We start from the raw sequence: 18,888 nt of genomic DNA on the forward strand, positions 1-18,888 counted from the left end.
TGTGAATGTACATGATTAGAGACAAATAATTGCCTAATTTTGTACGTTTTTCGAAAAAACACTTATTCATCGTATGAAATATCGTATCCCTGGTTTTTTCTTTCTGATTGCATCCTGTTTTTATGCCTGCCAGAATACCGATTCTGCTGCTGAAGCAGATGTATCTCAGATTCAGGTAAATGTAACTATTGAGCACCTTGAAAACACATTGATGAACCTGAAAAGCAAAGAAGAAATCAAAGGTTTTCTCGAAAAACACCCGGCCTTTGTTGAAACCTTCTATCAGACATCGGCCAATGACCCGGCTCTCATTGACCGGATTGATATGCTGATTCATCACCCTGCTATTCTTGAATTGTACCAACAGACACAGCAGGCATTTGGCAATTCAGACAGCCTGAGGCAACAATTTGAAAATGCCTTCAGGCACATAAAATTCTATTACCCCGATTTCAAAGAGCCAAAGATTATCACTACGTTTGCCGGCCTTGACAATGAACTGGTAGTTACTGATAGTCTGATAGTGATTCCGTTGGAATCTTTCATTGGCCCCGGCGCCAAATACCGCCCGCAGCACCCTAACTATATGCTGAAACGATACGACAAACCTTATCTGGTACCGACGGTTATTACTTTGCTGTCAAGAAAATACAACAGAGTTGATTTAAACGACCGTTCTTTACTGGCCGATATGGTGTTTTATGGCAAGAGTTTTGAGTTTACCCGGGCGGTTATACCCAACATTGCTGATTCGCTCGTAGTTGCTTATGCCGACTCAAATCTTGTAAAGATCTGGCATAATCAGGAATACGTGTGGGGGTATTTTCTTGACAACAAACTACTTTTTGAAACCAACGAAAGAATAAAAGACAAGTATGTGGCTGAAAGACCATTTGTAACCGAGATAGGGGCTGACTGCCCCGGGCGCATTGGCCAATGGGTGGGTTGGCGAATAGTAAGCCGGTATCGAACCGAAAACCCAGCGGTTACGTTAGTACAACTGATGGAAAACACCAATGCTCGCGAGATTTTTGAGCAATCGAAATATAAAGGGCAAACAGAAGATTAGTCTGCCTGCCTATTACCTTTTAAAATTTAAAATCCCCGGCGGTATCTGGAGGATAAAGTACTATGGCAAAAAGAACCCGAAGTTTTGGAGAAGAGGCTTCAGAAAAAGACAAGAAAAAACTAAGTAAAGAAGGATTCAGAAAGGCGCTGAAGGTTTTCAGATTTACGTTGCCTTATAAATGGACATTTGCGATTGGCTTCATTTTTCTGGTGTTGTCGCAGCTTACGTCAATGAGCATTCCGCTTTTAATGGGCCAGATGGTAGGAGCCATTGTTTCACCTGAAAAAGCGGCTTCCATACCTAATTCAAACCCTATTGGCAATGCAAGTATTTTAGGCGACAAGCTTCAGAATGTTTTTCATGCTGCCCCTGAATTTACTTTAAACGAGGTTACTTTTCTGTTCGTTGTTTTACTGATTCTGCAGGCGGGTTTCTCTTTTCTGAGGGTGTACACTTTTACGAGGGTATCTGAGCAATCCATGCGAGACCTCCGCAAAGAGTTATATGCCAAAATTATCACGCTGCCGGTTACTTTCTTTGAAAAAAGCCGTGTGGGTGAGCTGATGAGCCGGATAACGTCTGACGTAACACAGTTGCAGGATGTGCTTTCTACCACACTGGCCGAGCTGTTCAGACAGATATTTACGCTGGTGGGCGGTGTGTTACTGATTACGCTTATATCTGGCAAACTGACACTCTTTATGCTGTCTACGTTTCCGTTTCTGGTGGTGGCCGCTATTATTTTCGGACGGTTTATCAGAAAAAATTCTAAAATTGTACAAGACGAACTGGCCAAGACAAATATTATTGTAGAAGAAACCCTGCAGTCGGTCAATGTAGTAAAAGCCTTTACCAACGAACGTCTGGAGGTAGCAAGATACACTTCTTCTATACAGAAAGTAGTTGAATATGCCCTCAAAGCAGCTACTTTCAGGGGTGGTTTTATTTCGTTCATTATTTTTGTATTGTTTGGTGGCGTTGTAGGGGTTGTATGGTATGGCGGTAATCTGGTGCTGAGTGGTGAGCTTGATTTTAAAGACCTGTTTACATTTATTATCTATACAGGTTTTATCGGAGGCTCGGTTGGTGGTTTGGGTGATATGTATGCTCAGATTCAAAAAACGATTGGGGCGTCTGAAAGGGTACTGGAAATTCTGGGAGAGGAATCAGAAGTAGATGTTTCGCGTACGGTTGAATTTAAGAAAACAGCCGGAAATGTTTCATTTCAGCAGGTAGGTTTTGAGTATCCTTCAAGGGCTGACGTAAGCGTGCTGAAAGATGTATCAATTGAGGTGAAATCGGGAGAGAAAATTGCATTGGTTGGGCAAAGCGGGGCTGGTAAATCGACACTGGTGCAGCTTTTAATGAAGATGTATCCGCTTACAAAAGGCCAGATACTGATTGACGGTAAAGATATTGCCACACAAGATGTAACCGAACTCAGAAGTAACATTGCCATCGTACCGCAGGAGGTAATGCTTTTTGGAGGCACTATTTTTGAGAACATAGCCTATGGCAAACCGGGCGCCACAGAAGCCGAGGTATTTGAGGCCGCCAGAAAAGCCAATGCCTACGACTTCATCACGTCGTTTCCTGAGAAATTCCAGACAATTGTGGGCGAAAGAGGTGTGAAACTATCGGGCGGACAAAGACAGCGTGTGGCCATTGCGCGGGCTATTCTGAAAGACCCGTCTATTCTGATTCTGGATGAAGCCACCAGTGCACTTGACTCGGAATCTGAAAAACTGGTACAGGGTGCGCTGGATGAACTGATGAAAAACCGCACTACCATTATTATTGCCCACCGCCTGGCAACCATCCGAAATGTAGATACTATCTATGTTTTAAAAGACGGCAGGATTGCCGAATTGGGTTCGCACGACGAATTGATACTAAAAGAAGAAGGAATTTACGCAAATCTGGTTAAATTACAGTTTGAAAACGTAAATTTGCTGGTAGAATAGGTCTTGTAATTAATGTACTCGAAAAGTGCAGATATTGACAATACAAAACGACTTTCATGAATTTATCGTTTGTAAATTATGAATCTCTCTAAAAATACACTGAAAGAATTCGACTTGCGCCATACGGGCTGTCGTGAAGATATATTGGCGTCTTTTCAGACTTATAGCCATGCGCTTTCGCACGGAGACCTGGAAAACCTGTTCGGAGAACGCTTTGACAGGGTAACCATTTACCGAACTCTGAAAACCTTCGTTGAAAAAGGTATAATACATAAAGTACTGGACGACGAAGGCGGCACCAAGTATGCACTCTGCCGTTCTACTGAGTGCTCTCATGAAGAGCACCACCACGACCACGTGCACTTCAAATGTGTGTCATGCGGTAATACTACCTGCCTTGAAAGTGTGCATATACCCAAGATTAGCTTACCCGATGGCTACAAGCTGTCTGAAATTAATATGCTTATGCAAGGCACCTGCCCTGTATGTAATGCCTGAAACCCAGCCGTTTCAGCGTACTGTTATTTAGAATTGCCTTGCTTTCACTGCTTTAATCCATGTCTTATAAAACCAAGCTTATTATTGCTCTCGGGCTTGTCTATGTGGTCTGGGGTTCTACTTTTTTAGGCATGAAGTATGCCATTGAGGTGCTTCCGCCCATGATGGTTTCCTGCTTACGATTCCTTACCGGCGGAATACTGTTGTTTATCTTTACTTTGTGGAAAGGCTATGGCATACCTGGCTTCAAAGAGATACGTAACGCTGCTGTTGTGGGTGTAACATTAAGTGGCATTGGCAATTGTGCGGTGGCGTATGCGCTACGTTTCATGCCCTCAGGCCTGGTTGCATTGCTGGTTGCTACCTTACCTGCCTGGATGATAATGCTCGACTTCCTGTTTTTCAGCAAAACCAAGCCAACATTTATCGGTTTAATTGGGTTGGTGATAGGCCTATTCGGGATGGCTTACCTCCTTGACCCGATGAATCCGGCCATTACAGCCAATCGGGAAGTGGCCGTTTTTCCGGCCTTGCTGGTATTTGCGGGTTCAGTTGCCTGGGCTTTTGGTTCTTTGAAATCTCCATATATGTCGCTCCCGAAACCTGTTCAGTCTACCGCCATACAAATGATAACCGGCGGATGCTTCTCTCTGGTAATGAGCCTGTTATTTGAAGAGAATCATGTGCAGGCCTTTCGTAATATGACACAGGAAACCTGGCTGGCATTAATTTACCTCATTGTAGTGGGCTCTTATATAGGCTACAGCGCATACTTGTGGCTGATTAACAACGCACCGCCACAGGTTACAGCTACTTACGCGTATGTAAACCCGGTGGTGGCCTTCTTTCTGGGATGGGCTTTTAAAGGAGAGATACTCACCCCACGTTCACTCATTGCCTCAGCCATTGTTCTGATTGGCGTGATACTGATGACCATGGGGCGAAGGAAAAATGTAGCCATAAATACTTCTGTTGAGTAGACCCGAATGTCAGGCAGTAAACTTATCCAACTGTTTTACCAGCACATCAAAGTCTTTCGGGTAAGGAGCCTCTATCTTTAATACCTCTCCATCCAGTAATCGGAAAGTAAGCGAATGCGCATGCAAAGCCACCCTTTTTATCAAGGGTAATTCTTCCGTACCTTTCTTAAGGTTAAATTTTTTGCTTTTCAGCTGCGAAAGGAAGATATCGTCTCCACCATAAGTAGGGTCACAAACAATGGGGGCTTTCAGGCATTGCAAATGCACACGTATCTGGTGCATGCGGCCTGTAACCGGAATACACTCTACCAATGTATGATACCTGTAGGCCTTGAGCGTAAAGAAGATAGTTTCCGCTATTTTACCTTTCTCACGGTCTATCCTTACAGCCGTGCCGTCTTTTAACTGGGCAATAGGCAAAAATACCGATATACTGTCGAAATCATGTACGCCATTTACTACTGCATGGTAGCGCTTGGTTACCTCACGGTTTTCGAACTGCATGGCCAGGTTACGGTAAGCTGCAGGGTTTTTAGCAATGGCCAATACACCTGATGTCTCTTTATCGAGCCGGTGGCAAAGCTGGGCATCATCTGAGTAGGCCTTTGCCAGACGCAGAATGCTCTGGTGTTTGTCTTGGGTGCGCTCGTCGAGGCTAGACAGAAACGGCGGCTTGTTAATCACTATATAATCGTTGTTTTCAAAGATTATCAAATCTTCAAAAACAACATTTTTTGGTGTAGTCTTTATCTTGGGGGTTTCCTCAAACTCAAACTCGAAATCCATACTGCTAAAAGAAAGTAAATTTTACACAAAGGTAGGTTATTATTATGAAAACATGCCTTAAAATTTACACTCAGGTCTATTTAGCCTGCCGGTATTGTTGTTAAATGATTAACTCACAACCGGCAGTTTGAAAGTGAATCTGGTACCTTTGTCTATTTTGCTGGTTACGGTTATTTTAGAGTGGTGGGCGTTAAGTATGTGCTTAACAATAGCCAAGCCAAGGCCTGTGCCTCCGGTCTCACGCGAGCGGCTTTTGTCTATACGGTAGAAGCGTTCAAAAATGCGTGACAGATGCTCGGGAGCAATGCCGGGGCCGTCATCTTCAATAGAAACCTGGAAATACTTTTTCTCTTCTTCTATTTCTACAATTATTTTGCCGTTTTCTTTACCATATTTAATGGCGTTGTCGACCAGGTTAGTCAATACCTGAGATATCCGCTGCTTGTCTGCAATTACCCAGGCTACCTGTAAATCTTTCGGTTTAATTTTCAGCGTTACACCCCTGGTTTTGGCTTTTGACTCCAGCTGCTCAAATATTTCTTCAGTTATGTGCTTCAGCTCTATTTTTTCAAAGTGCATTTTTAAATCACCCTTTTCAACCTGCGATAAGGTAACGAGGTCTCTCACGAGCGCATCAAGCCCATCCAGACTTTTGGCCGCTTTATTCAGAAAACGGTCTAAAATGACAGGGTCTTCTTTGGCACCATCAATCAGGGTATGAATAAAGCCCTGCGCCGCAAAAATGGGTGTTTTCAGTTCGTGCGATACATCGGCCAGAAACTCTCGCCTGTATTGCTCCATTTTTTTTAACTCATCAATTTCCTGTTGTTTACGGCTTACATAGGTAGAAATCTCGGTATTGAGCATCTTGATAGGGTTGACACTTTTAATAAGTGACTTGCGCGAGATATCAAAATCACGGATTTTCAGCTTCTGGATACTCTTGTATATCTGCCCTACTTCTTTGAAAATCAGGATATCAATAGTATAAAAAACAAAAAAGAAAGACGAAAAAAACGAAGACACCCCCACCACAAACAACATGGCCGCGCTAACATTAGGCACAAAACTGAGGAATACAATAGAGACTGTCGTAATTAATACGGCAAGAAAAAACGCAATGATGCGGGGGCTGAACGACATACTGAAGGGCGCGATTAAATACAGAAAATCATCAGTGCATGTAAACACCACAAAACTAAAAGATAATTTTCTATTAAAATTACAGATTATTATTCATCTGTAAACATATACCCTACTCCTTTAAGGGTTTTGATGTAGTTTTCGCCAACTTTTTCCCGAACCTTACGTATGTGAACATCAATGGTACGTTCAACAACGAAGATATCCACACCCCAGATTTTCTGCAGGATTTCATCCCGGCTGAATACTTTGTTAGGATACTGAGCCAGGAAGAAAAGTAACTCAAATTCTTTTTTAGGGAGCACTATCGTGGTACCATCTGTTTTGGTAACGGTGTAATTCTGGCGGTTAATGCTTAAGCCTGCCACTTCAAGCGAATCGCTGGTGTCGGTTTTCTGAGCTTCCCTGCGGAAAAACGCATTGATTCGGCTCATTAATGCCCGAGGCTTAATGGGCTTGTTGAGGTAGTCGTCGGCACCTACTTCAAAGGCTGCAATTTCAGAATACTCTTCTGAACGGGCCGTCAGGTACAGAATATACGTATTTTTCATTTCCGGAATCCCTCTCAGAGTCCGGCCTACCTCTATGCCATCCAGGTGTGGCATCATGATATCGAGAATTACTAATTCAGGAAGAAATTCGCGTGCAACTTCAATAGCTTTTTTACCATCGGGGGCAGTAGCAACTTTGTACCCCTCTTTTTCAAGGTTGTAGCTTAACAACTCCACAATATCAGCTTCATCATCAACTACTAACACACGGTGAGCAGAACTCATAAAGGCGTTTTAAATTAGTGCGGTGCAAATTTATGATTAAAAAATCGTTAGGTGTGTTAAGCCAATGTTAAATATTATCTAATTGGGCTATTAACCCCCTGTTTATAGCATTTTTACCTTAAAAATTCTTTGGCAGCCATTCCAGTACGCGTTGTATAATCAGTTTATTATCAATTGCTTGAGGCAAGCGTATCTGCCAGGGCTATTTGTAAGATTTTTAGAAAATACTTTGGTGTTTCTTTGCAAAACAATTTGAAAACATCTACTTTTGCAGTCCGATTTTCTAAAGGTGTGTAAATACTTTTCGGAACGGCGGAAATCAGTCTTTATCTTGATGTCTCTTTAAACAGATGTCGCTTCCCCTGATAACTGGCGAAATTTCTGAACCAAATCAACGGAAATGCTTGATAATGAGGCAGGAATGTGAGCCCTTCTTCAAGATTCAATCAAATCTTATTGTAAAATTCCTTAAAATCTGAAAGACAATGGCGAAAGACATCGCAGGTTATGTGAAACTTCAGGTAAAAGGCGGTCAGGCTAACCCTTCACCACCGATTGGTCCGGCGTTGGGTTCTAAAGGCTTGAACATCATGGAATTTTGTAAACAATTCAACGCCCGTACTCAAGACAAAATGGGTATGGTATTGCCGGTTGTAATTACATACTTTACCGACAAGTCGTTTGAGTTTGCCATCAAAACTCCGCCCGCTGCTATCATGCTGTTAGAAGCAACCAAAATCAAGACAGGTTCAGACCAACCCAACCGTAAAAAAGTGGGTTCGGTTACTTGGGATCAGGTAAAAACAATTGCCGAAACCAAAATGCCAGACCTGAATTGCTTTACTGTGGAATCAGCAATGAAGATGATTGCCGGTACAGCCCGGAACATGGGTATTACCATCACAGGCAACGCACCGTTCTAAAAAACAAATGAGTGACGTAGGTCGCTCGTTATTATTCATGGGAGTTATGCACGGCATAACGCTATAACCAAACAAAAAGCAATGGCAAAATTGACCAAAAAAAGAAAGGAAGCAATGTCGAAGTATGACGCTTCAAAAGCTTATTCTCTAAAAGAAGCAGCTGATGTATTGAAGCAGATTTCATACACTAAATTCGACTCTTCAGTAGATGTTCACGTTCGTTTAGGTGTTGACCCTCGTAAGGCAGACCAAATGGTACGTGGTGTGGTTGCACTACCACACGGAACCGGCAAAACTGTTCGTGTTCTTGTATTATGTACACCTGACAAAGAAGCTGATGCAAAAGCTGCTGGCGCTGACTACGTAGGGTTGGACGAATACATTCAGAAAATCGAACAAGGCTGGACAGACATCGACGTAATCATTACGATGCCAACTGTTATGGCTAAACTTGGTAAGTTAGGTAAAATCCTCGGCCCTCGCGGATTAATGCCAAACCCTAAGTCTGGTACTGTAACGCTCGACGTAGCAACAGCTGTAAAAGAAGTGAAAGCGGGTAAAATTGACTTCAAAGTTGATAAAACCGGTATCATTCACGCTTCCATCGGTAAGGTTTCTTTCTCACCTGAGAAATTAGCAGAAAATGCTACAGAATTGATTCAAACTTTGTTGAAATTGAAACCGTCTTCCGCTAAAGGTACTTACGTAAAAAGCGTAGCACTTGCCAGCACAATGGGACCTGGTATTCAAATCGACAAAACAACCATTAATGGATTGTAATCATGACAAAAGAAGAAAAAGGAGCAATAATTGAAGAGCTTGCAGAGAAATTTGCAGCTACCCCTTACTTCTATATCACCGATGCAAGCGGATTGAACGTTGCTAAAACCAATGAATTACGTCGTTTGTGTTTCGAGCGTGGTATTGAGTATCGTGTAGTGAAAAATACATTGATCAGCAAAGCTCTGGAAAGATTAGATACCGATTATACGCCGTTTGACGGAACTGTTCTTAAAGGTTTTTCAGGTGTGATGTTCCACGAAGAGTCGGGCAAAATAGCTGCAAAATTGATTAAGGATTTCCTGAAAGCTAATAAAGACAGCATCAAATTAAAAGGTGCTTCGGTTGATTCAGCTTTGTTTATAGGTCACGACCAACTAGATACGTTGTTGAACCTGAAGTCAAAGCAGGAATTGATTGGCGAGGTTATCGGTTTGTTGCAATCACCTGCCAAGAATGTTATTTCTGGCTTGCAAAGCGGTGGCAACAAATTGGCTGGTATTCTCAAGACTTTGTCAGAGAAAGAAGCAGCCTGATTCGTTTACCAATCTTAGCCGTCAATGGCTTTATACAGTAAACGCCCAACAGTCATACAGACTGATTATTCATTAAAATTATTTATCAAAATCAAGTATTAACTTTTAAATTCTATACAAAAATGGCAGATTTGAAAGCATTTGCAGAACAATTAGTAAATTTGACTGTAAAAGAAGTAAACGAATTAGCACAAATATTGAAAGATGAATATGGTATTGAGCCTGCAGCTGCTGCTCCAGTAATGGTAGCCGGTAATGCTGGTGGTGGCGAAGCTGCTGAAGCTCCTGCAGAAAAAACATCTTTCGACGTAATCTTGAAAGCTGCTGGTCCTAACAAACTTGCAGTTGTGAAATTGGTTAAAGACCTTACAGGTCTTGGCTTGAAAGAAGCTAAAGATTTAGTTGACTCTGCTCCGAAACCTTTGAAAGAAGGTGTAGCTAAAGACGAAGCTGAAGGTTTGAAAAAATCTTTGGAAGAAGCTGGTGCAGAAATCGAAGTAAAATAATTTACTCGCACAGTCATACACAAAGCCCGGTAGGTAACTGCCGGGCTTTTGTTGTTTTTTGCAATTCACTTAAAGTTCGGCTACCATTTGTTCAGTCTCAATATAATTTTGTATTTTTCAGCAGGATTTCCCCCCTATACAAGCGTACACCAAACAAACTCATTCAAACCCCGTTTACCTATGAAAAAAACTGAAAAAAATCCGGGCAACACTACCAGACGCAACTTCCTCAAGAGCGCCTCTCTGGCATCGGCCGGGTTTATGATTGTGCCCCGCCATGTGCTGGGGAAAGGCTTTGTAGCACCCAGCGACAAACTAAATATAGCCGCAGTAGGTTGTGGCGGCAAGGCCGATGTAAACATCCGGTACTCATTTAATAACGGTTCAGATAACATTGTAGCGCTTTGTGATGTAGACGACCGGATGTCTAAGAAATTCCGTACGCAATTTCCAAAAGCCCCTTATTACCGCGATTACCGCCAGATGCTGGAGAAAGAGGCAAAAAACATAGATGCAGTAATTGTAACCACTCCAGACCACATGCACTATCCCATTGCCATGACAGCCATGCAACTGGGCAAACACGTGTATGTAGAAAAACCTCTTACACACGATATCTGGGAGGCTCGCCAACTGACCGAAGCTGCCCAAAAATATAAATTGGTTACCCAGATGGGTAATCAGGGTAGTAGCGGTAAAGGAACCCGTATTACCGAGGCAATTATACAGAGCGGAATGATTGGCGAGATAAGTAAAGTAGAAGTATGGACAAACCGACCCGTATGGCCGCAAGGCGTACAATCGCCAAAAGATAAAGGAGAAAAACAACCTGTACCAGGTGACGTAGACTGGAACCTGTGGCTGGGTACTGCACCCATGCGCGACTACCATGAAGCCTACATGCCGTTCCGCTGGCGTGGATACTGGGACTTCGGCACCGGTGCCCTTGGCGATATGGGCTGCCATTTTATTGATGTGCCTTTCCGTGCCTTGAAACTGGGCTACCCCACTTCGGTAGAATGTTCGGTGGGGCAAGTATATGCCGATTTCTTTAAGGAGGCTTTCTATGATGATGTATGCCCTCCATCGGCGGCTATTCACCTCAAATTCCCGAACCCGACCGGAAAATTACATAAAGAAATTGGGCTCTCGTGGTATGATGGCGGAATCCGCCCGGAATTGCCGGAGGGTTGCGATTACGACAAAGTATTTGCCAGTGCTGACGGTGGTATTCTGTTTAAAGGCACAAAAGGTATATTGGCTACCGAGTTGTTTGGTAATAATCCTAAGTTTTTCCCTGAGGCCAAATTCCTGAACGTAAAAATACCGGCTCCGAAACGGGCACTGGTAGAGGGCGATACAGAAGGGCATCAGCAACAATGGGTAAAAGCCTGTAAAGAAGGTTACGGCGCTTACACAAGCTCTGCTTTCGCAGAGGCCGGCCCACTTACTGAAATTGTCCTGATGGGTAATCTGGCCGTACGCTCGTTCCTGCTCCGTGATTCGAACAACAAGTTCATTGGTCGCAAAAAACTACTTTGGGACGGCAAAAATATGAAAATCACCAATTTTGACCCGGCCAATGCTTTCGTAAAAAGAGAGTATCGTGCAGGAGGCTGGATATAATTGATAATAAAACCATCCGGGGGGCATGTAACCATGCCCTCTTTTTGTTATAAAGCTTACCTATTTGTTTTATGAAGTTACAAACCATTTATCAGCATACCCTTCTTGCACTATTGATAGTTTCTCAACTGGCATGTAGTAATGCAACGCAAAAGGGTTCAGAATCAACCATTAAGCCTGTTATTGAAAATGAAGGCGTGAAGATAGCTTATGACGATACCCAGACCGGCGATACTACCTTGCTTTTTGTGCACGGCTGGGGGATAAACCGGGCCTACTGGAGCCCCCAGGTAAGTGCATTTAAGAAAAGTTACAGAGTAGTTACAGTAGACCTGCCCGGCTTTGGTGAATCAGGTAGAAATAGACAGAGCTGGACGGTTGAAAACTATGCGAAAGACATTTCGGCCGTTATTAAAACCTTGCAACTGAAGTATGTCATATTAATAGGCCACTCTATGAGTGGATTCATTGTTCTGGAAACCGCTCTCACCAATCCGCAAACAGTATTGGGTATCATAGGTATTGATAATTTTAATACATACGGTTGGGTAGAAACCCCAACATCTAAAAAAGAAACTGATGCGTTTTTCAACATGGCAAGAGCCAATTATAAAAAAGTGGTTTCAGGCTTTGTTAATGAGACGTTATTTGCCCCATCTACAGACAGCCTCGTCAGGAAACGAGTTACAGATGACATTATTCAATCAGATTCTATAATTGCTGTAAACAGCCTTGAACTGAACATGCGGTATCCGGCTGATGCCCGGCTGAAAGAATGGCACAAGGCACTTTATCTGATTAATAGTTCTATGCACCCAACAGATACCTTGTCATTCAGCAAAGGAGGCATAAACGTACAAATGTTTGATGTGGGCTTAACAGGGCACTACCCCATGATTGAAAAACCAGAAGCATTTAATAACCTTTTAGCACAGGCCATTGAGAAAATCAAAAGCAATAGTAATTAAAAGAACCGAAAGAGCTGCCATTTGTCCACCTATCAAAGCTATTTGTTATACAAAAGCCATTTATTGCCGCCGTACATTTGCCAGATAAATGAGACAAAATGGCAAATATTCTGGCAAAGGCGGTATCAAACCTGATGGACCAATTGTTAAGTCCATCAATAGTAGTGGGAATCAGGGTCTGGAAACCTGAAACACTCTATGAAATAGATTTGCACCTCCCTACAACTGATTTCAACAAATGGAACACGATTAAACGGGTAAAATGTAAAGTAGATAATTTAGAGTACAGAGATTATACGCCTGCCTTATGGAACGCCGATAAAAAGATATGCACGTTGTTTGTAGAGGCAGGCCACAACGGAGCAGGTAGCCGCTGGGCTCAGAACCTGAAAACAGGCGATGAGGTTTTACTGGGCGTAGCCCATGCGGCACAACTACCGGCCACTGATGGCAAAATACTTTGTCTGGCAGATGGCAGCGCGTTAGGGCATTGTTTAAGTCTGAAACAATTAACCAACCGGGAATCCTACCCGCTTGATGTAGCGGTAGTATTAGACCACAATTATCAAATCCCCTCTTCACTTGTAAACGATAATCCCGATTTTGAATTTATAGCAAATCCGCAGGGCGATGCAACAGATGTGCTTGAAAAATGGTATCTGTCTAAAGACTTAAGTTGTTATGCTTCTATTTATATTGCAGGATATATACCGATGGTAACCGGACTACGAAAAAGACTAAAAGCTATTTCGGGTATAAAAGCTAAAATATTCGCCTACGGATTCTGGTCATAAACAGATAAGCATGCCAAAAGAGCACATCCATATATTACACCTGCCTGAAAGGCATATAGGGGTAGAGGTTTTTTCGATGTCAGAAATCGACCCATTGATACATCTGATTGAAGAAGTTTCCATTCCGCATCGCCATGACCATTACACCTGTTTCTTTCTTGAAGAAGGTAATTTGAATTTTAATATTGATTTTCAGGAAATAGAAATTAGCTCGCCGTCACTTTTAGTTTCATCTCCGGGGCAGGTTCATCAACCCGGCTTGGGGGATGTTCCGGCAGGATGGTTAATTGCCTTTGATGCCAAACTGATTGATGAAAATGCCCGTACTGTTATTGAGCAATCATTCACCAAAATAGTAATCCTCCGTTTGCATGATATCGAAAAAAAATGGTTCAATCATATATTCCAGTTACTTTATTCTTCTTTAAAAGAGAAAAAATCTGAAACTTTTCAGCCTCAACTCATACAAACCCTAATCAACTCTTTTTTCTATAAAGTCGTTACCATTTTTCAGCAACAGGAAGATAAACGCATACAAGAGTATTCGTCCAGAAGTGTTGAGATTGTAAAAGCATTCAATCAATTAGTGCAACACCATTACCTGAAACTGAAAAGACCTGCCGATTACGCCTCAAAAATGAATATCACGGTTAGCTATCTCAACGACACCATCAAGGCAGTTACAGGGTTCTCTTCTACCTATTTTATACAACAGGAAATTTTCTGCGAGGCCCAACGCTTATTATTTTATACCAACAAAAGCATCAAAGAAATTGCCTTTCAGCTAGGCTATGAAGATTATAAATACTTTATAAGATTATTCAGTAAAACCATAGGAATGTCTCCATCCAATTTCCGAAACAGTCATCCATCAGCCTCAGTTATAAAGGACACTGACATTCCTACCTGATTTTTAAATTACTTTTGCATCAAAAGCGCCTGTTATTATCTTCCCGTTACGTTTTACCTGCAACCAGATACGGTAATTACCTGGTGTGGGGAAAACATAAGGAAAATTGACACTGCCCCCATGGTGGCTGCTCATGTTATGGGTCATACCCCCCATTAACAGTTTGTCTTTCTGGGTTTCGGGCATTGCCTGTAAATTTAACAAAAGGTTATCAACACTATCTCTGAATTGTCTGGCACTGGTAACTCTATAGCCAGGATTTGTACTTTCGCTAATGCGCTTTTCCATTACCTGCTGAGCAGTTGATGAAAATGTTCCGTTCGGGTGCAGGTGAATATAAACAGAGCCGTCGTCTTTCAGCACAACTGCATGGCCCATCATACCCAGATAAGTCTGCAACTCGGCGGGCTTACCGTCAGGACTTATCACAGCAAAATTAAGGTTATTAACCTGCCCAGCTCTAAGCACCTGCCCGGGTTTCTCTTCCCAGATAATACTCGTGCCATCTTTTAAAACGGTTTTTACCCCTGGTGAGCCACAAATACTAATGCCGGCATCTGCCACGCCGGGCGTTTTTCTGTTAATAGGGTTATTAATTACGTAGGTATCGTCAGTATCGCTGTTTTGCTTCTCATAACTTTCCTGAGTGACTCTCAAAGCCGGAATCTCAACCGTATCAGCAATGGTATATTGTAAGCCATGAAAACGAAGGATATCGGCGTATACGAGATATTTTCCGGCAGGTAAATCCGGCAGGGGCGCTTCAAAAGTAAGCGTGTCCTTCCGGCTTGGGTGCAAATGCGCAAAGGCGTCAAGCGTGCCTTGCCTTACCAGAAACAGGTGCATCAGTTTGCCGTGGTCAGGAATCAGAAAACTGGTCCATCGCCCCTGAACAGAGTTAGAATCAATTTGAAAACTCAATACCCTCCGGGCATTCTCTACCTTTATTTTTGTAGTAGCCGTATAAGGTTTGTAAATATAGTTTTGCTGGTATTCTTTTGATATAGAGCCCCACCACGAATTGCCCACAAACAACAAAAGCCCGCAGAAACTTAAACCAATGGTTGACCCCACCACCTTGCGTCTTTTAAAGCCCTGCCCGCCTGTCTCTCCGGGTTTCAAAAGGCTATCACTGTTGCTTGCGCCTACTATGGTAGTCATTATTCCCACCAGCAATAGAGCCAGGCCGCCTAAAATCCACCCTAAAGACTCAGGCAAGTCTCGCTTAGCGGTGGCCAGGGCAGCAATCGGTATCAGCGTCTCGCCGGCGCCCCTGTTGCCTGATATCCTAACTTTTACACTGGCTGCTCCGGTTTCCATTAACCAAATATTACCTTCATATCTGCCGGGTTCTCCTGCCACCGGCAATGCTTCATCTTCCTTGGGCGAGCCCTCGTCGCCTGTCCAATAGTAAATCGGGCTCAGTTTTACACTTTCAATGTCTGTTCCATCTACTGAAACCGAAACCCTGGCAACACCCGGAATCACATCCGGCGGTTCTACATATACCTGTATCTGGTATTTACCGGCTTTGCCCTCCTGCACTATGCCTGCACTTCCGATATGGGCATTTACCTGTACTAAAAAGCACAGATTTAACAAGATAAAGGCTATTATTTTTAATGTCATTTGCTTTTTCATTTTTATGCTTTTCAATTATTGGTCATCAGCGTTGTACTTTTTGCATCCATTTTCCCCAGGCTAAGCCAATGCGTGTAGACAACATGCTTAATAATAAGGCAATGCCTAGCCCGCTTGCCCAATTACCCAAACCTTTTGTAGAGCTCCATTCGGTAAATTTATAACGAAACTCCCAGTCGGGGCTGTTTTGATAAGACCACGAGCTACTACCCCAGAACCAACTACGTGCCATGGGGGATTCAAGAATAAAATTGCCAAAAGGATAACTGAAACCTACCAGAATAAGCAGATAAATAAATGCCAGCGGCAAAGCTAAGAACCAGTCATTTACATTTGCCAGTCTGGCTCTCAGCAAATCAAGCCCTATTGCCGGGAAAATCAGTAATATTGGAAACCCCAGGGTCTGATACGTTGTAATTCTGTTATGAACAGGCCCTAAAAGCGGTTCGGCAGGTAAAAGGCGCAATGTGGCATTAACCGCCCAGAAAAAAAACATAAACGTAGCTGCAATGTAGGTGGCGCCCCATTTCATGCCTGAGCCGCGTGCCGTTGCGAGCAATAATACCGGAAATGCCGCAGAGGCAATCTGATAATAAGAAACCCCATGCAATTGCCAACGGTCGAGAAATTCAGAAAGTGCCGTAAACATGGTAGTAATCAGAAACCCGGCAGTAAATACAAACATCCATTGAAGCCGTTTCAAACGCCTTTCGGCTTGGCTGGCAGATAAAAAGTAAAAGGTCTCTTTTCTGTTCAAAAAAGCCAGCACCGACACCATAGCCCCTACCTGCACACTCATTAAGCCCAACAGAAGTACCGTGTGTGGCGGAGAGAAAATCTCCACATCAAGCCCATAGGTATTATGCCACCAATCGTCGAACGGGGCCGATGTAATAGCAGCCAGACCACCCCAGATACAGAATAGACCACCGAGCGAACTATAAAAAATGCCCCAGAAATTGACCATTTTGTTTTTTTCGCGGTCATTACCCCAGAAAGAAGTCTTTAATACTTTAAAGCCCGAAAATAACCCGGCAGAAGCTGCACCAATATAGATTAACACATGCGGAGCCGAGAAAAGGCCGTCACGTCCGATACTCATGTGCCAGGCGATGTCCCACAGTATACCTAAAATAACCAGCTTTGAGGCAACTACGCTGATATAAACATAAATGGGAATCCCCAAGAGAATTTGTTGTATAGATGATACCGCCCGTTTGCCTCCGAGCGATTGGTCAAGTGCTGTTTCCATCTAAATAAGTTGTTATTTTCTTAAAGACAAGCCAGAATGATATTCCCCCCAAGTTAAAGAAAAAAAAACAGGTTCTACCAAAAAATAAATATCATCCCTGTCAAACCACGGCTGGCTGGCAAATCATAAACTTCCGGAGCCTGACAAAGCTACACCCGGCCCTAATATTATATTTCAGGCTATGGTATATTTTAAAGAAACGAGACCGGTTTCATACGTTTTGGTTTCTGTCAATTGAAGCGATACCCGGCCTTGAAGCCCTTGAAACAGTGGTTTACCCTTGCCTAAGAGGATGGGATGCACCGATAACCACAATTCATCTACCAGCCCCAGATTCATTAAAGAGGCTGTCAGGCTACCCCCGCCAAAGAGCCAGATGTCTTTACCTTTCTGTTGTTTTATGGCTTCAACCACAGGCCTGATGTCGCCTGATATAATAGTTGTGCCATCCTTTGCTTCTTGCATGGTATTTGAAAAGACGTATTCCTGCATTTTCGGAAACCCGAAGTCGTTATTTTCTAACCCGAAAGACATTTCATAGCTTTTTCTGCCTACAAAAACAGCATCTATTTTTTGATAGAACTCGTTCAGGCCGTAATCCTGGTCGGTAAAACACCAGTCGTATTCTCCGTTGGGGCCTTCAATGAAACTGTCAAGGCTTAGAGCTAACCCTAAAATAACTTTTCTCATATTGTTGTTTTTTCTGCAAAAGTAATTGGCTTTGTTATCAGAAAATTGTAAAAATCAGACACCCGGACAATCAGCAAATAATGTTGGTATCTTGCAAAACTGCCTTTGGGGTAATACCTGCAAAAGTTTTATAATCATGGATAAAATGTGCCTGATCGTAATATCCGCTTGCGTAGGCAGCGTCTGTGAGGTTAGATTCGGGATATTTTTTGAGATATGCTATTGAGTTAATGAAGCGATTGATAACGATATACTCTTTGGTAGAAAGCCCTATGCAATAATTGAACCTGCGGCTGAGTTGCCGCTGGCTTAACCCGGCCTTTTCTGCCAATGCAGCAACGGTAAGCCTACTTTGTGTACAGGCAATCTGCTGCAAGCAATATTGAAGTGTTGTGTCTTGTTTATTGGCTTTCAATTGAAGAATCAGATACTTCTGAATTATACCCGCTTTTTGCTCACAAGAAGTGGCGTTGTCTATCTCATCTTCTATTGTTTGTACTACTGCCCCCCATAAAAATTGTAAATCGGTGAGGCTGTCTGCTATGGCTGACATTGGCAATTGAAAGAACAAATAGGCTGTAGAAGGATAAAAACAAACCGAAATAAATCCGGTTTTGTTTTTCATTTGCACATCCATAAAGTTTCCGACCCGCGAAACCACAAAACTGCGGCTGTTGTGAAATTCTTTTTTGCCATTAACAGTGGCGTGCGTATCAGCGCTATTACTGAAATTAAAAAAAACCTCAACGCAGGCATCGGGTAAAATTCTGAGTGGTGCAAGAATTGTATCGGTAGTATTGCTCTCTATTGAGCATATCGCTTTTACATAAGGCTGAAGGTCAGAACAGATGGGGTATAGGCATACTTTCATGGCTACGTTTAGCAGGCTGTAAACAAAAATACTAACATTTCTGCTCTTGAGAAATGTTAGTATTAATAATTGTATATATTATCTGATTAACTCTACCCAACCTTTAATAGCCACAGGTACCTCGTCGGTTTTCTCTAACCGTTGCATCGTTACCCGAGCTACATAATAATACGTG

19 protein-coding genes are annotated in these 18,888 nt (G+C 42.8%); 12 read left to right on the forward strand and 7 right to left on the reverse strand.

Going from position 1 to position 18,888, the window contains the following annotated elements; translation table 11 throughout:
* Nucleotides 1–73 precede the first annotated feature (73 nt).
* The 4 genes from C0V77_RS20510 to C0V77_RS20525 all read left to right on the forward strand — a co-directional run bounded on the left by C0V77_RS20510 (nt 74) and on the right by C0V77_RS20525 (nt 4,511).
* Complete coding sequence (locus C0V77_RS20510) at nt 74–1,069, forward strand: gliding motility protein (protein WP_101728256.1); 996 nt, start codon at nt 74–76, stop codon at nt 1,067–1,069.
* Nucleotides 1,070–1,131: 62 nt separating this feature from the next.
* Complete coding sequence (locus tag C0V77_RS20515) at nt 1,132–3,033, forward strand: ABC transporter ATP-binding protein (RefSeq protein ID WP_101728257.1); 1,902 nt, start codon at nt 1,132–1,134, stop codon at nt 3,031–3,033.
* A gap of 78 nt (nt 3,034–3,111) precedes the next feature.
* Nucleotides 3,112–3,531 (forward strand): Fur family transcriptional regulator, encoded by a 420-nt coding sequence (locus C0V77_RS20520; RefSeq protein WP_101728258.1) that lies wholly within the window; start codon nt 3,112–3,114, stop codon nt 3,529–3,531.
* Between the two features lie 59 nt (nt 3,532–3,590).
* Nucleotides 3,591–4,511 carry an EamA family transporter gene (locus C0V77_RS20525; RefSeq protein ID WP_101728259.1) on the forward strand — a complete coding sequence of 307 codons (921 nt, stop codon included), beginning with the start codon at nt 3,591–3,593 and terminating at the stop codon, nt 4,509–4,511.
* Nucleotides 4,512–4,520: 9 nt separating this feature from the next.
* On the opposite strand, the gene C0V77_RS20530 is transcribed toward C0V77_RS20525, so the two are convergent.
* The 3 genes from C0V77_RS20530 to C0V77_RS20540 form a co-directional block, all read right to left on the reverse strand.
* Complete coding sequence (locus C0V77_RS20530; protein ID WP_101728260.1) at nt 4,521–5,297, reverse strand: RluA family pseudouridine synthase; 777 nt, start codon at nt 5,295–5,297, stop codon at nt 4,521–4,523.
* A 108-nt stretch (nt 5,298–5,405) separates the two neighbouring features.
* A complete protein-coding gene (locus tag C0V77_RS20535) occupies nt 5,406–6,440 on the reverse strand; it encodes a cell wall metabolism sensor histidine kinase WalK (protein ID WP_101728261.1) in 1,035 nt (344 codons plus the stop codon).
* Between the two features lie 89 nt (nt 6,441–6,529).
* Nucleotides 6,530–7,216 (reverse strand): response regulator transcription factor, encoded by a 687-nt coding sequence (locus C0V77_RS20540; RefSeq protein WP_101728262.1) that lies wholly within the window; start codon nt 7,214–7,216, stop codon nt 6,530–6,532.
* Between the two features lie 485 nt (nt 7,217–7,701).
* Between C0V77_RS20540 and rplK the strand changes: the two genes are divergently transcribed.
* The 8 genes from rplK to C0V77_RS20580 all read left to right on the forward strand — a co-directional run bounded on the left by rplK (nt 7,702) and on the right by C0V77_RS20580 (nt 14,259).
* Nucleotides 7,702–8,139, forward strand: coding sequence for a 50S ribosomal protein L11 (gene rplK / locus C0V77_RS20545; protein ID WP_101728263.1), 438 nt, complete (start codon nt 7,702–7,704; stop codon nt 8,137–8,139).
* Between the two features lie 81 nt (nt 8,140–8,220).
* Entirely contained in the window at nt 8,221–8,919 is a 699-nt protein-coding gene (gene rplA, locus C0V77_RS20550) for a 50S ribosomal protein L1 (protein WP_101728264.1), read from the forward strand.
* Between the two features lie 2 nt (nt 8,920–8,921).
* Nucleotides 8,922–9,455: a 50S ribosomal protein L10 gene (gene rplJ, locus C0V77_RS20555; RefSeq protein WP_101728265.1), complete on the forward strand. Its 534-nt coding sequence runs from the start codon at nt 8,922–8,924 to the stop codon at nt 9,453–9,455.
* Nucleotides 9,456–9,577: 122 nt separating this feature from the next.
* Entirely contained in the window at nt 9,578–9,961 is a 384-nt protein-coding gene (rplL, locus tag C0V77_RS20560; RefSeq protein WP_101728266.1) for a 50S ribosomal protein L7/L12, read from the forward strand.
* 180 nt (nt 9,962–10,141) lie between these two features.
* Complete coding sequence (locus tag C0V77_RS20565; protein WP_101728267.1) at nt 10,142–11,587, forward strand: Gfo/Idh/MocA family protein; 1,446 nt, start codon at nt 10,142–10,144, stop codon at nt 11,585–11,587.
* Nucleotides 11,588–11,658: 71 nt separating this feature from the next.
* Nucleotides 11,659–12,555 (forward strand): alpha/beta fold hydrolase, encoded by an 897-nt coding sequence (locus C0V77_RS20570; protein WP_101728268.1) that lies wholly within the window; start codon nt 11,659–11,661, stop codon nt 12,553–12,555.
* A 98-nt stretch (nt 12,556–12,653) separates the two neighbouring features.
* Entirely contained in the window at nt 12,654–13,349 is a 696-nt protein-coding gene (locus tag C0V77_RS20575) for a siderophore-interacting protein (protein ID WP_101728269.1), read from the forward strand.
* A gap of 10 nt (nt 13,350–13,359) precedes the next feature.
* Nucleotides 13,360–14,259: an AraC family transcriptional regulator gene (locus tag C0V77_RS20580; protein WP_101728270.1), complete on the forward strand. Its 900-nt coding sequence runs from the start codon at nt 13,360–13,362 to the stop codon at nt 14,257–14,259.
* 3 nt (nt 14,260–14,262) lie between these two features.
* Here the strand turns inward: C0V77_RS20580 and C0V77_RS20585 are convergent, their stop codons facing one another.
* From C0V77_RS20585 to C0V77_RS20600, 4 genes are all read right to left on the reverse strand, one after another.
* Nucleotides 14,263–15,888: a hypothetical protein gene (locus tag C0V77_RS20585; protein WP_143706147.1), complete on the reverse strand. Its 1,626-nt coding sequence runs from the start codon at nt 15,886–15,888 to the stop codon at nt 14,263–14,265.
* Nucleotides 15,889–15,925: 37 nt separating this feature from the next.
* Nucleotides 15,926–17,152: a hypothetical protein gene (locus C0V77_RS20590; protein ID WP_101728272.1), complete on the reverse strand. Its 1,227-nt coding sequence runs from the start codon at nt 17,150–17,152 to the stop codon at nt 15,926–15,928.
* Nucleotides 17,153–17,326: 174 nt separating this feature from the next.
* Entirely contained in the window at nt 17,327–17,842 is a 516-nt protein-coding gene (locus C0V77_RS20595; RefSeq protein WP_101728273.1) for a dihydrofolate reductase family protein, read from the reverse strand.
* A gap of 70 nt (nt 17,843–17,912) precedes the next feature.
* Nucleotides 17,913–18,713 carry a helix-turn-helix domain-containing protein gene (locus C0V77_RS20600; protein ID WP_101728274.1) on the reverse strand — a complete coding sequence of 267 codons (801 nt, stop codon included), beginning with the start codon at nt 18,711–18,713 and terminating at the stop codon, nt 17,913–17,915.
* Nucleotides 18,714–18,888 lie beyond the last annotated feature (175 nt).

Source organism: Emticicia sp. TH156, assembly GCF_002855535.1.
GTDB lineage: Bacteria > Bacteroidota > Bacteroidia > Cytophagales > Spirosomataceae > Emticicia > Emticicia fluvialis.